The 13,698-nt window shown below is 67.5% G+C and carries 15 protein-coding genes; 9 read left to right on the top strand and 6 right to left on the bottom strand.

What is annotated here, in order from left to right:
* The first annotated feature begins 1 nt into the window (after position 1).
* The 8 genes from ACTIEY_RS10370 to ACTIEY_RS10335 all read left to right on the top strand — a co-directional run bounded on the left by ACTIEY_RS10370 (position 2) and on the right by ACTIEY_RS10335 (position 8,496).
* Positions 2–820, top strand: coding sequence for a phytanoyl-CoA dioxygenase family protein (locus tag ACTIEY_RS10370; protein ID WP_439519024.1), 819 nt, complete (start codon positions 2–4; stop codon positions 818–820).
* 24 nt (positions 821–844) lie between these two features.
* The gene (locus tag ACTIEY_RS10365) at positions 845–1,819 is read left to right on the top strand and encodes a DUF808 domain-containing protein (RefSeq protein ID WP_439519023.1); all 975 of its coding nucleotides are present in this window, start codon (positions 845–847) and stop codon (positions 1,817–1,819) included.
* Between the two features lie 98 nt (positions 1,820–1,917).
* Positions 1,918–3,402: a toll/interleukin-1 receptor domain-containing protein gene (locus ACTIEY_RS10360; protein WP_439519022.1), complete on the top strand. Its 1,485-nt coding sequence runs from the start codon at positions 1,918–1,920 to the stop codon at positions 3,400–3,402.
* A gap of 159 nt (positions 3,403–3,561) precedes the next feature.
* Positions 3,562–4,704 (top strand): hypothetical protein, encoded by a 1,143-nt coding sequence (locus ACTIEY_RS10355; protein WP_439519021.1) that lies wholly within the window; start codon positions 3,562–3,564, stop codon positions 4,702–4,704.
* On the top strand, positions 4,701–5,723 hold the full coding sequence (locus ACTIEY_RS10350; protein WP_439519020.1) for a type II secretion system protein: 1,023 nt from the start codon (positions 4,701–4,703) through the stop codon (positions 5,721–5,723). The genes ACTIEY_RS10355 and ACTIEY_RS10350 overlap by 4 nt, the downstream gene beginning before the upstream one ends.
* Positions 5,720–7,009: a type II secretion system protein gene (locus tag ACTIEY_RS10345; RefSeq protein ID WP_439519019.1), complete on the top strand. Its 1,290-nt coding sequence runs from the start codon at positions 5,720–5,722 to the stop codon at positions 7,007–7,009. The genes ACTIEY_RS10350 and ACTIEY_RS10345 overlap by 4 nt, the downstream gene beginning before the upstream one ends.
* Positions 6,999–7,751: an alpha/beta fold hydrolase gene (locus ACTIEY_RS10340; protein WP_439519018.1), complete on the top strand. Its 753-nt coding sequence runs from the start codon at positions 6,999–7,001 to the stop codon at positions 7,749–7,751. The genes ACTIEY_RS10345 and ACTIEY_RS10340 overlap by 11 nt, the downstream gene beginning before the upstream one ends.
* A 4-nt stretch (positions 7,752–7,755) precedes the next feature.
* Entirely contained in the window at positions 7,756–8,496 is a 741-nt protein-coding gene (locus ACTIEY_RS10335; protein WP_439519017.1) for a heparan-alpha-glucosaminide N-acetyltransferase, read from the top strand.
* Between the two features lie 48 nt (positions 8,497–8,544).
* Here the strand turns inward: ACTIEY_RS10335 and ACTIEY_RS10330 are convergent, their stop codons facing one another.
* The 3 genes from ACTIEY_RS10330 to ACTIEY_RS10320 all read right to left on the bottom strand — a co-directional run bounded on the left by ACTIEY_RS10330 (position 8,545) and on the right by ACTIEY_RS10320 (position 10,231).
* The gene (locus tag ACTIEY_RS10330) at positions 8,545–9,324 is read right to left on the bottom strand and encodes a peptidylprolyl isomerase (RefSeq protein ID WP_439519016.1); all 780 of its coding nucleotides are present in this window, start codon (positions 9,322–9,324) and stop codon (positions 8,545–8,547) included.
* Positions 9,325–9,416: 92 nt separating this feature from the next.
* Entirely contained in the window at positions 9,417–9,692 is a 276-nt protein-coding gene (locus ACTIEY_RS10325) for a BolA family protein (protein ID WP_439519015.1), read from the bottom strand.
* Positions 9,689–10,231, bottom strand: coding sequence for a septation protein A (locus ACTIEY_RS10320; RefSeq protein WP_439519014.1), 543 nt, complete (start codon positions 10,229–10,231; stop codon positions 9,689–9,691). The genes ACTIEY_RS10325 and ACTIEY_RS10320 overlap by 4 nt, the downstream gene beginning before the upstream one ends.
* A gap of 45 nt (positions 10,232–10,276) precedes the next feature.
* Between ACTIEY_RS10320 and ACTIEY_RS10315 the strand changes: the two genes are divergently transcribed.
* Positions 10,277–11,323, top strand: a complete 1,047-nt coding sequence (locus ACTIEY_RS10315; protein ID WP_439519013.1) for a DUF533 domain-containing protein — start codon at positions 10,277–10,279, stop codon at positions 11,321–11,323.
* 4 nt (positions 11,324–11,327) lie between these two features.
* Here the strand turns inward: ACTIEY_RS10315 and ACTIEY_RS10310 are convergent, their stop codons facing one another.
* Genes ACTIEY_RS10310 through msrB form a run of 3 tightly spaced genes read right to left on the bottom strand, consistent with a single transcriptional unit; the run spans position 11,328 to position 13,691 of the window.
* Positions 11,328–12,350, bottom strand: coding sequence for an LLM class flavin-dependent oxidoreductase (locus ACTIEY_RS10310; protein WP_439519012.1), 1,023 nt, complete (start codon positions 12,348–12,350; stop codon positions 11,328–11,330).
* Positions 12,351–12,354: 4 nt separating this feature from the next.
* On the bottom strand, positions 12,355–13,275 hold the full coding sequence (cysK, locus tag ACTIEY_RS10305; RefSeq protein ID WP_439519011.1) for a cysteine synthase A: 921 nt from the start codon (positions 13,273–13,275) through the stop codon (positions 12,355–12,357).
* Positions 13,272–13,691, bottom strand: coding sequence for a peptide-methionine (R)-S-oxide reductase MsrB (gene msrB / locus ACTIEY_RS10300; RefSeq protein WP_439519010.1), 420 nt, complete (start codon positions 13,689–13,691; stop codon positions 13,272–13,274). The genes cysK and msrB overlap by 4 nt, the downstream gene beginning before the upstream one ends.
* Positions 13,692–13,698 lie beyond the last annotated feature (7 nt).

The raw sequence follows: 13,698 nt of genomic DNA, 5'->3' as shown, positions 1-13,698 counted from the left end.
GGTGGCACGCCGTCACGCACTGGAGGCGGAGCTGGTGGCAGCGTACCTGCGCGACGGCGCGGTCGTGCTGCGCGGCGTGCTGGATGCGCGCGACCTGTCCCGGCTGGAAGAGGGCATCGAACACAACCTGGCCCACCTGAGCCCGCTCGCCCTCGTGGCCAGCGAGCCCGACGACCCAGGCCGTTTCGTCGAAGACTTCTGCACCTGGCAGGACAATCCGGCCTACCAGGATGTCCTGCAAGGTTCGGCGCTGCCCCACATCGCCGCGCAACTCATGCAGAGCCGTGAAGCACGGCTCTACCACGACCATCTGCTGGTCAAGGAGCCCGGCACCCGCCAGCCCACCCCGTGGCACCAGGACCAGCCCTACTACAACGTGAGCGGGCGCCAGAACGTGAGCTTCTGGATCCCGGTCGATCCGGTGCCGCTGGCGAGCACCTTGCGTTTTGTGGCTGGCTCGCACGCGGGCACCTGGTACATGCCGCGCACCTTCCGCGACCAGCAGGCGAAGTGGTTCCCCGAGGGCGCGCTGGCCGAGCTGCCCGCGATCGACGCCCGGCCTGAGCAGTTCCGCCAACTGGCGTGGGCGCTGGAGCCGGGCGACTGCGTCGCCTTCCACATGCTCAGTCTGCACGCCTCCAGCGGTGTGGGTCCCGACCGCCGACGGCGCGTCTTCTCCGCCCGGTACGTCGGAGACGATGTGCGTCATGCCCCGCGCCCCTGGCGCACCTCGCCCCCTTTTGCCGGTCTTGCCCAACGCCTCGTGCAAGGCGCTCCGCTGGACGATCCGCTCTTTCCCCTGGTCTGGCCTGCGCGCTGACCTCCACCCCACCAGGACCATCCCATGGCCGGAACCAGTCTGCTCACCCTGATCGACGACATCGCCACCCTGCTCGATGACGTGGCCGTGATGACCAAGGTCGCCGCGCGACAAGGCATCACCGCCGCCGATGATGTCGCGGTCATGACCAAGCTCGCGGCCAAGAAAACCGCCGGCGTGCTCGGCGACGACCTCGCCCTGAACGCCCAGCAGGTCACGGGCGTGCGAGCCGATCGCGAACTGCCCGTGGTCTGGGCCGTGGCCAAGGGGTCCGCGCTCAACAAGGCCATTCTGGTGCCCGCGGCGCTGGTCATCAGCGCCTTCGCACCCTGGGCCATCACGCCGCTGCTCATGCTCGGGGGGCTGTTCCTCTGCTATGAGGGCGCAGAAAAACTCTGGCACGCGTTCGGCCCGAAGAAGGCCGAGAAGGAAGCGCACCACCAGGAACTGGTGGAGGCGGTGGCCGATGAGAACGTCGATATCGTGGCCTTCGAGAAGGAGAAGATCAAGGGCGCGGTGCGCACCGATTTCATCCTGTCCGCTGAAATCATCGTCATCACGCTGGGCACGGTGGCGGCCGTGAGCATGGGCCAGCGCGTGGCCGTGCTGGTGGGGATCTCGCTGATCATGACGGTGGGCGTCTACGGCCTGGTGGCAGGCATCGTGAAGCTCGATGACCTGGGGCTCTACTTCAACCAGCAGACCGCCGCCTGGAAACGTGCCCTGGGTCGCGGCATCCTGGCCGCAGCGCCCTGGCTCATGAAGACGCTGTCGGTGCTGGGCACGGCCGCCATGTTCCTGGTGGGCGGCGGCATCCTGGTGCATGGCATTCCCGCCGTGGGCCACGCCATCGAGGCGTTCGCCGCCACGCTCGGCTGGATCGGCCCGGTGGTCTCCAGCCTTGCCGGGGCGTTGGCGGGCCTGGTGGCTGGCGCCCTGGTGGTGCTGGTGGTGAACCTGATTTCGCGCCTGCGGGGCGGCGCCGCCAAGCCGGCCTGAGCGCCCATCAGCGTACCCACTTCGTCTATGGTGCGCGTCGATTCCTGCGCCTAGAATGACCCGGCCACCCTGCGGTGGCTGCAAGGGGTCCAGGCGGCATGGATGGCATTTTCATCAGCTACCGGCGCGACGACTCGGCAGGCTACGCCGGGCGCCTGTACGACCGCTTGGCCGCTCATTTCGGCGCCGGACGCGTGTTCATGGATGTCGAGGGCATCGAACCCGGTACCGACTTCGTCACGGCCATCGAAAAGGCTGTGGGCTCCTGCCGCGTGCTGATCGTGGTCATCGGGGACGAGTGGCTCAGCACCAGCGACGCAGCCGGCCGCCGTCGGCTCGACGATCCGAACGACTTCATCCGGCTGGAAACGGTCACCGCGCTCAAGCGCGACATCCGCGTGGTGCCCGTGCTGGTGGGCGGCGCGCTCATGCCACGCGCTGAAGACTTGCCCGAGGACATCCGCCCGCTGGCGCGCCGTCAGGCCATCGAGATCAGCCACAAGCAATGGGAATCCTCCACCGCCGAACTGATTCGCGCGATGGAAAGCCTGCTGACGGCGGCTGCAGGCACTCGCCCGGCTCCCGTGCCGGGCAGCGATGAAACGCCCCAGCGTCGATGGCCGTGGGCGCTGGCCGTCTTGCTGCTGGCGGTGGGCATGGCCAGCCTCTGGTGGCGCTCGCCCGACCGCACGCCGCAGAAAGAGGCCGACGCCACGGATCGCCCGGTGCTGAGCGCCAGCGTCTCCAGGCAGCCAGCCACGCCTGCCGCTGCCACCGTTGCCGTCCCTGCGCCGTCACCACCTGTGGCCGTGGCCGCCGCGCCGGCGCCGGAGATTGCCCCGGTTCCCGCGCGCCCGGCGGCAGCGACGCGCCCATCCGCGACCGCCACGGCACCGGCCCGCGCAGCGGCGGCACCCGCGCCCCCGCGTGAAGCAGGGCCTGCCGCCGTGGCCATGGCGACCCCCGCGCCCGTCGCCGCCCGAGAACCGCCACCCGCGCCCGCAGCCGATGCAAGTTGGCCCCGAACGGGCGAGACCTGGACCTACGCCACCCGCGGCAAGTGGCCCACGAGTCCGAAGCGCACGGTCGTGATGGGTGTGCAGGCCGTTGCCGGAGGTCAGGTCACCGACAGCCTGCGGGCCGACCCGGCCAGCGGCATGCCGGGCGAAGTGCGCAACCTGCCTGCCCGCGCAGCGGGCTTCGTCAACTGGAGCGTGCTGGGCCTGGAATTCAGCCCCTACCTGGGGGCATTCAACGATCTCGCGACGCTGGGCACGCAGCGGGGCTTTGCCACCCCGAGTGCCGACGGGCAGTGGGGTCAGTGGTACTCCGAAGCCCGCGTGCTGGGACAGGAGTCCGTCACGGTGCCGGCGGGGCGTTTCCATGCCTACAAGGTCGAGGTATCGAGCAACCGGCAGCCCAGCGGTGGCGCGGGCTCCATGCAGGTCGAGCCGGTGCGCATGCACTATGTGATCTGGTACGCCCCGGAAGTCAAACGCTACGTGAAGATGGAGCGGCGGCTCGTCGTGGCCTCGGGCGCCGAAAGCGAGCGCGACGTCTTCGAACTTGTCGCGCACCGCTGAGCATTCGCCGCCGGCAGGTGGCTGTCATCTGTGTTTCACATGCCTGACACGGTCGTTTCACCGGGGGCTCCCACACTCGCGCCCATGCGAGTACTTTTGACCTATCGAATCCCCGGTCCACCCGGCAGGCGTCCGCCATCTGCCAGACAACAGCGCGGCGTGGCCGCCATCGCCATGGCGCTGCTGGCGGTGGCGGTCGCTGGTGCCGCCCTGGGAAGCTTCCTGCTCCAGCAAACGAAAAACACACAGTCGCGCGCCCTGGAGCAGCACCAGGCCATGCGGTGGGCGCACCAGGCGGTGCAGACCTTCCTCACCGTGCAGGGGCGCCTGCCGTGCCCGGCTGCCACGCGCGGTGGCACCGAGGTGTGCGCGGGTGGTGGCGGCAAAGGTTGGCTCCCGGTGGCCAGCCTCATGTCCACGGCGGGCACGCGACTGCCTCCCGTGCACGGCAGCATGGCCATGCGCTATGTGGTGAACCGGGGCGGTGCAGCGGGTGCCGTTGCCGATCTGACGGCCCTCGGCGCGCTCTACCAGCCGGTGTTCTCCCCTGGCGAACGTCCGGCGGCTTATCCGCCTGGCATCGAAAGCACCATGGACGCGTGCACACGACTTGAAAGTGCTGCAGCGGCGGGCGGCATGGCCTACGGCATCGCGGTCGGGGCGCCGGGCGCGCCGGATTCGGCCTCCGGCATCAATGCAGACTTCCAGCTGGCGTCGCTGGAGTCTCCCACGCGCACCGTCGACCACGTCTATCAGGACATCGTTTCATTGCGCTCGCCTGCAGAGGTCCTGGAGTCGACCCGCTGTGAAGACACCAGCGCATCACTCGACGCCCTGGCGGTGGCCTCCACGTGGGTCGATGCGGCCACCGACGTGCAGCAGGCCAACATCGAGCGGGGCGACACCAATGCGCAGATCACGACCTTGAGCGTGGTTTCCGACGGGTTCTACCTGGTGGACGCCATGGCCGATCTGGCCAACGGCGCCTACAACCTGACGAACAACGCAGCCATGAAGGCCATTGCCTCGGCGAACCCTGCCCTGTGGGGTTTCGTGCCAGTGCATACGGGCGGCATGGCCAAGGCCTTGAGCGGCGTCGCGCTGTCGGCCATCGACGCTGCACGCAATGCCGGCACCCTGGCCATTCGCGCCGGGCAGCTCCACGCGTTCAAGAAGATGTCGAGCAGCGCCATCGAACAGCCCGTCTGGCAGGGCGCAGCGGGGATGCTGGTGGCGGCGCAACAGGCCGGCATGGCGGCCCGCCTGCCCGTTCCGATTTCCTGGCCCTCGGTCGAGCCATGAGTGCAGCACCCAGGAGGCGCCAGGCGGGATGGAGCCTGCTCGAAGCGGTGGTGGTGCTGGCCATCCTCGGGCTGATGTCCACGGGCTTGTGGAAGACGCTGGCCCTGGTCGAGGACAAGCGCCGTGGCGAACAGGTCCGCGACACGCTGCAGCGCGCCGAAGACGCCCTGCATGGCATGGCCCTGCGCGATCACCGTCTGCCCTTGCCGGACGATGCGATGCCGTCTTCGCTCGGACCGGAACACTGGGAAGGCTGGCTGCCGGTGGAGGTGCTGGGGACCGAACCCCCGCGAAGCATCCGCTACGTGGTGGACCGGTCACTGGCGGCGGGGCCCGTTGCCATCTACCGGGCCGATCCCGTGGAACTGCTGGGCGATGGCGTGAAGGCGCGCACCCGCATCAACGGCCTGGACCTGTGCCTGCTGGTGGTCCAGCGCGAACAGGCGGCCTTTGCCAAGGGGCAGACGCATCGGCTGGCGCTGCGCCTGCAGCAAGGGCAGGCGGCCAGCGACGCCACGCCAACGCGCGCCAGCGGGTACCTTGAGCTGGTGCACCGCCTGGGTTGTGCCCCGGCTTTTGCACGCCTGGCCACCGGGGTGAAGGCGGCCGTGCTGGCCTCCGATCTGGCCGAACTGGCCCGCCTGGACATGTTGCTGCGCGAACTGGCCGTGCGGGAGGCAGAGGACTCCCTGCGCAACCACCAGTGGCGCGTGGCCAACGCCATGGCCAGGTTCGGGGTGGCCACCTGGAACCTGGTGGCCACCAAGCTCACCGGGGCGACGACACCGCTGGGCGCCTTCCACGTGGCCGCCAACGTGGCGGGATTCGCGTTCGAGGCGGCGCGCTGGACGGCTCTCATCGACTACTCCCTTGAGCGCGCGCAGCACGCCCAGCAAACCCTGGACGAGGCGATGGACCGCCGCGAAATGGCCCACAAGCGCGCGGACCAGCGGAATGCAGCATTCGAAAGCCGTTTGCAGCGCGTCGACGCTTTGCAGGTCAAGGGACTGATGCCATGAGGTTCCGCAGGGTCTGCAGCGGGCGGCGACAACGAGGGCTGTCGCTGGTGGAAGCTGCGGTGGCCATGGCCGTCATGGGTGTGGCGGTCACCGTGCTGTGGCAGGCCGTCGGCGTTGACCGCCACCGCGAGGACCAGAAGCGGGTGCACGCGCAACTCCAGCGGGCCGAATCGGCGGTGCTGGCGTTCGTGGCCGTCCATCAGCGCTTTCCCTGTCCAGCGACGGGCACGGACGGCGTGGAGTCGTGCGCCGGTCGCCCGACCACCGGCCATCTGCCCTTCAGGACGCTGGGCATGCCCGAGGTGCGCGCAGCACGCATCCGCTTCACCGTCGACCCTGCCATCGCTGCCGCAGAGGGCCGCTTTCTGGCCCTGGTGAACGACCGCACCATTGCGCCCGGCGGCGACCCGCGTGCCGTTCCCATGGCCTTGAGGGATCTGATGGCCTCCAGCTACGACGGCATGCTGGATCTGTGCGAGACGCTTGCCGGCAGGGTGGAAGAGGGAAAGAGCGCCTACACGTTTGAGGCAATCCCCGACGAATCCACGGACGACTCCCGCTCGACACAGACGCTCCGCGGCATCGCCGTGAGCGCAGCGCAGGTCTCCGACCACCTGGGATGCGGCCCCATGGTGGCCGTCGCCGGTCGGGGCCAGTTCAACGCGCATCTGGCCGCAGCGGCCATGAGCAAGGCCATTCAGGACCATCGGGTGCAGTCGGAGGTGGCATATTCCCTGAACCACTGGAACCTGTCCGAAGGCATCTGGAGTTTTTCCAACGGCATGTACTCGGCCATGAAAAACTGGGCCAAGCTGGTGCAGACCGCATCCGCGCTCGACGCCAACATCTGGGCCAACCCCGGCCCATTCGCCGCACTTCACGCCAAGGCGATCACCGATCGCACCGTGGAACTCGTGGGCGTCGCCGCGCGGGCCTCCAACCTGGCGCGCTACATCAACAACCTGCGCATCGCCCAGGACGATCGAAGAGCTCACCACGACCTGGTGGCTGCCACGCTGGCTCTGTACGACCGCGTGACTCGCCATGCCCTCATCGGCGCCGCGAGCGCCTGGTTCCTGCGGGAGCAGCAGCAGGGGCATGGCGCTTCCGAAAATCCCGGGCCCGCGCAGGACTACGGCGTCAACCAGGCGGCGCAGGCGATCGCACAGGCCAGTCAGGCAGCGGCCGAAACACTGGGACACGGCGACCTGCTGGCACCACACACCCTGTTGCCGGCAGAATCCGTCAGATCACCTGAACCACCGGAGCAACGCCTTGACCCTTGAAACATCGGCCCGCAAAACCGCTTTCGTGCTCGTGCACGGTGCCTGGCATGGCGCCTGGTGCTGGCAGCGCGTGCTACCGCTGCTGCGCGCCAGTGATGTACCCGCGCATGCCGTCACGCTCACCGGTCTGGGCGAGCGCGCGCACCTCTTGTCGCCCGACATCGACCTGCACACCCACATCCAGGACGTGATGGGTCTGATCGAAGCCGAGGAGTTGCAACGCGTGGTGCTCGTGGGGCACAGCTACGCAGGCATGGTCGTCACCGGCGCGGCCGATCGATTGCTGCATGAGAAGCCCGGCAACCTGACCCACCTGGTCTACCTCGATGCCGCGCTGCCGTATCCGGGTGAGAGCTGGAGCAGCCACCACTCCGCCGAGACGAAGCAGGCGCGCATCGACGCATCCAGGCCCAGTGGCGGACTGAGCTTTCCACCGCCGGATGCCGCCATCTTCGGCCTGTCCGGCGCTGACAGGGACTGGGTGAACCGGCGCCAGACCCCCCAGCCCTTTCGCCTGTACCAGCAGCCGCTGGATTTCGACGGCGCGCGCGTGGCCGAGGTGCCGCGCACGTTCATCGATTGCACGTCGCCCGCGCTGGCCACCATTGCGCCTTCGCGTCAACGTGTGCGCAGCGAACCTCGCTGGCAGGTTCTGGAAATGGCCACCGGGCACGACCCCATGGTGAGTGAACCGAAGGCCCTGGCCGAGCTCCTGCTGAACATCCACCAGGCCAGCGCCTGACAGCATGACCCAGCGACTGGACCGCATCGACCTGCTGCGTGCGGCGGCCATGCTGTGGATGACGGCCTATCACTTCTGCTTTGACCTGGATTTCTTCGGCCTCATCCAGCAGGACTTCTACCGCGACCCGTTCTGGACCTGGCAGCGCACGGCCATCGTGAGCCTGTTTCTCTTCACGGCCGGGCTCTCGCAGGCCGTGGCCTTGCACCAGGGCCAGCCCTTGGCGCGCTTCTGGCGGCGCTGGCTGCAGGTGGCGGGTGCGGCGCTGCTCGTCACGGCCGGTTCGCTGCTGGTGTTCCCGAAGAGCTTCATCTATTTCGGCGTGCTCCACGGCATCGCCGTCATGCTGATCCTCGCCCGCGTCACGGCAGGCTGGGGCGCATGGCGCTGGCCGCTGGGAGCGCTGCTGATCGCGCTTCCCCTTGTCGCCCCGGCGGCCATGGCGGCCTGGCCCACGCTCGACATCTTCAATGCCCGCTGGCTGAACTGGCTGGGGTTCATCAGCCGAAAGCCCATCACGGAAGACTACGTGCCCCTGCTGCCCTGGCTGGGCGTGGTGTGGTGGGGCATGGCAGCCGGGCAGTGGATGCTTCAGCATCGCCCCTGTTGGCGGGGCGTGGGTGATGGGGCGGCCACTGGCGCGCGGCGCAGCCTCGTCACCCTGGGCCGATGGAGCCTGTCGTACTACCTGCTGCACCAGCCTGTGCTGATGGGCTTGATCTGGTTGGCCACGCGCGTGCTGTGACGAAAAAAAAGCGCGGCCGAACCGCGCTTTCTATCGAGCCCGCTGGCTTTACTGAATCTTGGCCTTGTCGCGCAGGCCCTTCTGGAACTCCTGCAGCTTCTGCTGTTGCATCTGCTGGGCAATCTGCGGCTTGACGTCGTCGAACTTGGGCATCTCGGCCTGGCGGACATCGTCGACGCGGATCACGTGCCAGCCGAACTGGCTCTTCACCGGCTCCTGGGTCATCTGGCCTTTCTCGAGCTTGACCATGGCTTCGGAAAACTCGGGCACGTAGCTCGCTGCCGCCGCCCAGTCGAGATCGCCGCCGTTGGCGCCAGAGCCTGCGTCCTTCGACTGCTTCTTGGCAATGTCCTCGAACTTCGCACCACCCTTGAGCGACTTGATGATGGCCTTGGCCTCGTCTTCCTTCTCGACCAGGATGTGGCGGGCGCGGTATTCCTTGCCGCTGTTGGCGGCCACGAGCTGGTCGTATTCGGCCTTGAGATCGGCGTCGGTGACCGGGTTCTTCTTCTGGAAATCAGCAAACAGGGCGCGAATCATGATGGTCTCGCGGGCAAGGGCCATCTGGTTCTTGAATTCCGGACTGGAGGCCACGCCGCGTTTCTGCGCTTCCTGCATGAAGACCTCGCGCAGCACCACTTCTTCCTTGAGCTGGGCGCGAATCGAATCGTCCACCGGCCGACCGGATGCCGCAATCTGCTCTGCCAGCACGTTCAGGCGCTCGACCGGCACGGGCTTGCCGTTGACGATGGCCACGTTCTGGGCCGATGCCAGCGTGGCGGTCGTGATCAGCACGGCCGCAGTCAGGGCCGAGAAGGAGAATTTCATGGTGTTCCTCAGGTGAAAAAAGGTTGGAGCTGTCCTGCGCGGTGGGGTTCAGCAAACTGGTATCAGAACGTAGCGCCTGGCGATCCGGGCTTTCAGGCCTTGATCTCGATCGCCAGGGCATGAAGGCCCGCGTCGGTGAATTTTTGCAGCGCATCATACACAAGGCGATGTTGCGCCACGCGGCTCTGGCCGACGAACGCAGGCCCACCGATGCGCACCCGGAAGTGGGTACCGAAACCGAGCCCGTTGGCCCCGGAATGACCCGCGTGCGCGGCACTTTCGTCCAGGACTTCGAGTTGGGTGGGCGAGAGCACTTCACGCAGCCGCGACTCGATGGCCGATGCGGTGGGCACGGTGGCTTCGCTCATGATTTCTCCACCGCGTCGTCCTTGAGGTAGCGCGAGATGTACAGGCCCTGCCCAAGGATGAAGACGACCGGGAAGATGTAGCCCCAGAGCTTGAAGTCCACCCAGAACTCGGTGGAGAAATAGGCGGCCACGTAGCCGTTGATCGCTGCCATGAAGAGGAAATAGGCGATCCAGGCCACGGTGAGCCGTGCCCAGATGGGCTCTGGCAGCTTGAGCTGGCTGCCCAGCAGAAGCTGCAGGAAGTTCTTCTTCCAGATCCACAGCGCAGCCCCCAGCACGATGGCCATGCTGGCGTACAGCACCGTGGGCTTCCATTTGATGAAGCGCTCGTCCTGAAGGAAGAGGGTGAGGGCGCCGAACACCAGCACGAGCGCCAATGTGACTTTGTGCAAGGTTTGCAAGCGCCGGTCAATGGCGTAGATCAGGCCTGTCTGCACGACGGTGGCGGCCATCAGCACGCCGGTGGCGGTGTAGATGTCGGCCATCTTGTAGGCCGCCACGAACAGCGCGATGGGAAAGAAGTCGATGAGGAAACGCATCCACGGATTATCGGGCTTGGGCGCGGGCGCCGACTTAAGCGGGGCTTGGCCTGGAACTCCCCGGCCTGGTGCAGACTCCTTCAATCGACCCGAGCGCATCGATCAACCCATTCAAGGAACGCCTCCGACATGTCCCCTCAGGAACAACAATCCATCCTCTCCATCGCCTTGCTGGCCGCTTTTGCCGATGGCAACAAGGCCGACGCCGAGCGCGAGTCGATCCGGCAGTTGGCCGACACGCTCGGCCACGAGGCCGGCGGAGCGGGCCTGACCCGGCTCTACCAGGATGTGCTGCTCAAGCGCGTGTCGCTCCATGACGCCGTGGCAGGCCTGCAGGAAGCGGGACAGCGCCAGCTGGCCTACGAAATGGCGGTGTGCGTGTGCGATGCAGACGGCCGGCAGAGTCCGGCGGAAAGCAGTTTTCTCGCCGACCTCAAGTCACGCCTGAGTCTCGGTGCGGCCGAAACCGCCGCGTTCGAGCGCGAGGCCGATGCCGTGGTGGACGCCGCTGAAGTGGCTGTGCCACGCCATGCGCCCGCGGCGGCTGCCGCTGTGGCCATGGCGGCGCCCACGCCTGCACTCGACGCTGAACTCGACAAATCGATCCTCAACTACGCGCTGCTCAATGGCGCGCTCGAACTGCTTCCCCAGTCATGGGCGTCCATGGCCATCATCCCGCTGCAGGTGAAGATGGTCTATGCCATTGGCAAGGCGCACGGTGTGGAGCTGGACCAGGGCCACATTCGCGAATTCATCGCGGCTGTGGGCGTGGGCCTGACTTCGCAGTACCTGGAACAGTTCGGCCGCAAGCTGCTGGGCGGCCTGCTGGGCAAGGCGGCTGGGCGCACCGTGGGGGGCATCGGACGCGCAGCCACCGGCATGGCGTTTTCGTTTGCCACCACCTACGCGCTCGGGCAGGTGGCCAAGCGCTACTACGCCGGTGGCCGGGTCATGAGCACCGATCTGCTCAAGCAGAGCTTCCAGGGCCTGCTGGGTCCGGCCAAGCAGATGCAGACACAGTACCTGCCGCAGATCCAGCAGAAGGCCGCCACGCTGGATGCGGGTCAGATCATGCAGATGATCCGACAGTGACGCGTCAGGCCAGTTCGGGCGTGGGCTGGCTGGCCATCGCTTCAGCGGTGAGGGTGAGCGAGCGCAACCGCAGCGCCGGGTCGTAGAGGTCGCTGACGATCATGAACTCGTCCGCCTCGGTGGCTTCGGCCAGCGCATTCAGACCTTCGCGCACGGTCTGTGGGCCGCCGATCACGGCCATGGCCAGGAAGTCGGCGATGCCCGCGCGTTCCTGCGGATGCAGGCGCTCCATGAAGTTCTCCACGGGCGGCGGCAGCAGGCCACGCCGCCCCGTGAGGATGCCCAGCACGCGCTGGTAGGTGCTGCTGGCGAGGAACTCGGCTTCCGCGTCGGTGGGCGCGGCAATCAGAGGCACGCCGACGATGGCGTACGGCTTCTCGAGCGAGGCCGACGGCTGGAAATGGCTCCGGTACACGTCCAGCGCCTGCAGCAGCAAACGCGGCGCGAAATGCGAGGCAAAGGCATAGGGGAGGCCGCGTTCGGCCGCCAGGCGCGCCGAGAAAAGGCTGGACCCGAGCAACCAGATCGGCACGTTGGTGCCGGCGCCGGGGGTGGCGATCAGGCGTTGTCCGGGTTGGGCCGGGCGCAGCAGTTGCTGCAGTTCGGCCACGTCGCGCGGAAAATCGGCCTCGGTCTCCACGCGGTCGCGGCGCAGTGCGCGCATGGTGTGCGGGTCGGTGCCAGGGGCGCGACCCAGGCCCAGGTCGATGCGGCCGGGATAGAGCTCGGCCAGCGTGCCGAAGGCTTCGGCCACCACCAGCGGCGCGTGGTTGGGCAGCATGACGCCGCCCGAACCCACGCGCATGGTTTTCGTCCCACCGGCGATGTGCCCCACCAGCACGGCAGTGGCCGAGCAGGCGATGCCGCTCATGTTGTGGTGCTCGGCGAGCCAGTAGCGCGTGAAGCCCAGCGATTCGGCGTGTTGCGCGGTGCGCAGTGCCACGGCCAGGGCGTCGGCGACGCTGCCGCCCTCGCGCACGGCGACCAGATCGAGCATGGAGAGTTGGATGTCTTGCAGTTCTTTCATGGCATCAGGCGGGCAGGAAGCCCTCGACGGAGAGATACCGTTCACCGGTGTCGTAGTTGAAGCCCAGCACCACGGCGTCCGGGGCGAGCTCGGGCAGCTTCTGCGCGATGGCGGCCAGCGTGGCGCCCGAAGAGATACCAACCAGCATGCCTTCCTCGCGCGCGCAGCGGCGCGCCATCTCGCGCGCGGGCTCGGCGTCGACCTGGATCACGCCGTCGAGCAGGCTCTTGTCGAGGTTGTTGGGGATGAAACCGGCGCCGATGCCCTGGATGGGGTGGGGCGAGGGCGCACCTCCGGAGATGACGGGCGAGGCCGCGGGCTCGACGGCGAACACTTTCAGCCCGGGCCAGCGCGCCTTGAGGACCCGTGCCACGCCGGTGATGTGACCCCCGGTACCCACGCCCGTGATGATGGCGTCGACGCCATCGGGAAAGTCGGCGGCGATTTCCTCGGCCGTGGTGCGCACGTGCACGTCCACATTGGCCGGGTTGTTGAACTGCTGCGGCATCCAGGCGCCGGGCGTGCTGGCCACGATTTCTTCTGCCCGTGCGATCGAGCCTTTCATGCCCTTTTCACGCGGGGTCAGGTCGAAGCTGGCGCCGTAGGCCAGCATGAGCCGGCGGCGCTCGATCGACATGCTGTCGGGCATGACCAGCACCAGTTTGTAGCCCTTGACGGCAGCCACCATGGCCAGGCCGATGCCGGTGTTGCCCGAGGTCGGCTCGACGATGGTGCCGCCCGGTTGGAGCGCACCGGATTTTTCCGCGTCTTCCACCATCGCCAGGGCGATGCGGTCCTTGATCGAGCCGCCCGGGTTGCTGCGCTCGGACTTGATCCAGACCTGCTGTGTGGCGTTGCCGAACAGGCGCTGGATGCGGATGTGCGGCGTGCCTCCGATGGTCTGCAGGATGTTCTGGGCTTTCATGGCGTGTCCTTGGTGGGCTGGTGTTCCAGCGAGGCGGAATTCATGCAGTAGCGCAGGCCCGTGGGCGTGGGACCGTCCGGGAACACATGGCCCAGGTGGGCGCCGCACTGGCTGCACACGGTTTCCACGCGCACCATGCCGTGGCTGCGGTCGGTGATCTCGGTGATCGCACCGGGCACGGCCTGCGAGAAGCTGGGCCAGCCGCAGCCGGCGTCGAACTTGGTGCTGGCGTCGAACAGGGTGTTGCCGCAACAGATGCAGTGGTAGCTGCCGTCGGCCCAGACCTGTTCGTACTTGCCGCTGTAGGGTCGCTCGGTGGCGGCGTGGCGCGTCACCTCGAAGGCGCGGGGCTCGGCACCCTTGCTCGCAAGCAGATCGCGCCATTCGGCTTCGGACTTCTGGACGGGAAAGGTCATGCGGGTC

This window comes from Hydrogenophaga sp. (genome assembly GCF_051858985.1).
Classification (GTDB): Bacteria; Pseudomonadota; Gammaproteobacteria; order Burkholderiales; family Burkholderiaceae_C; genus Hydrogenophaga.
The sequence above is the reverse complement of the archived record's forward strand: the minus strand, read 5'-3'. Positions and strand labels throughout refer to the sequence as shown.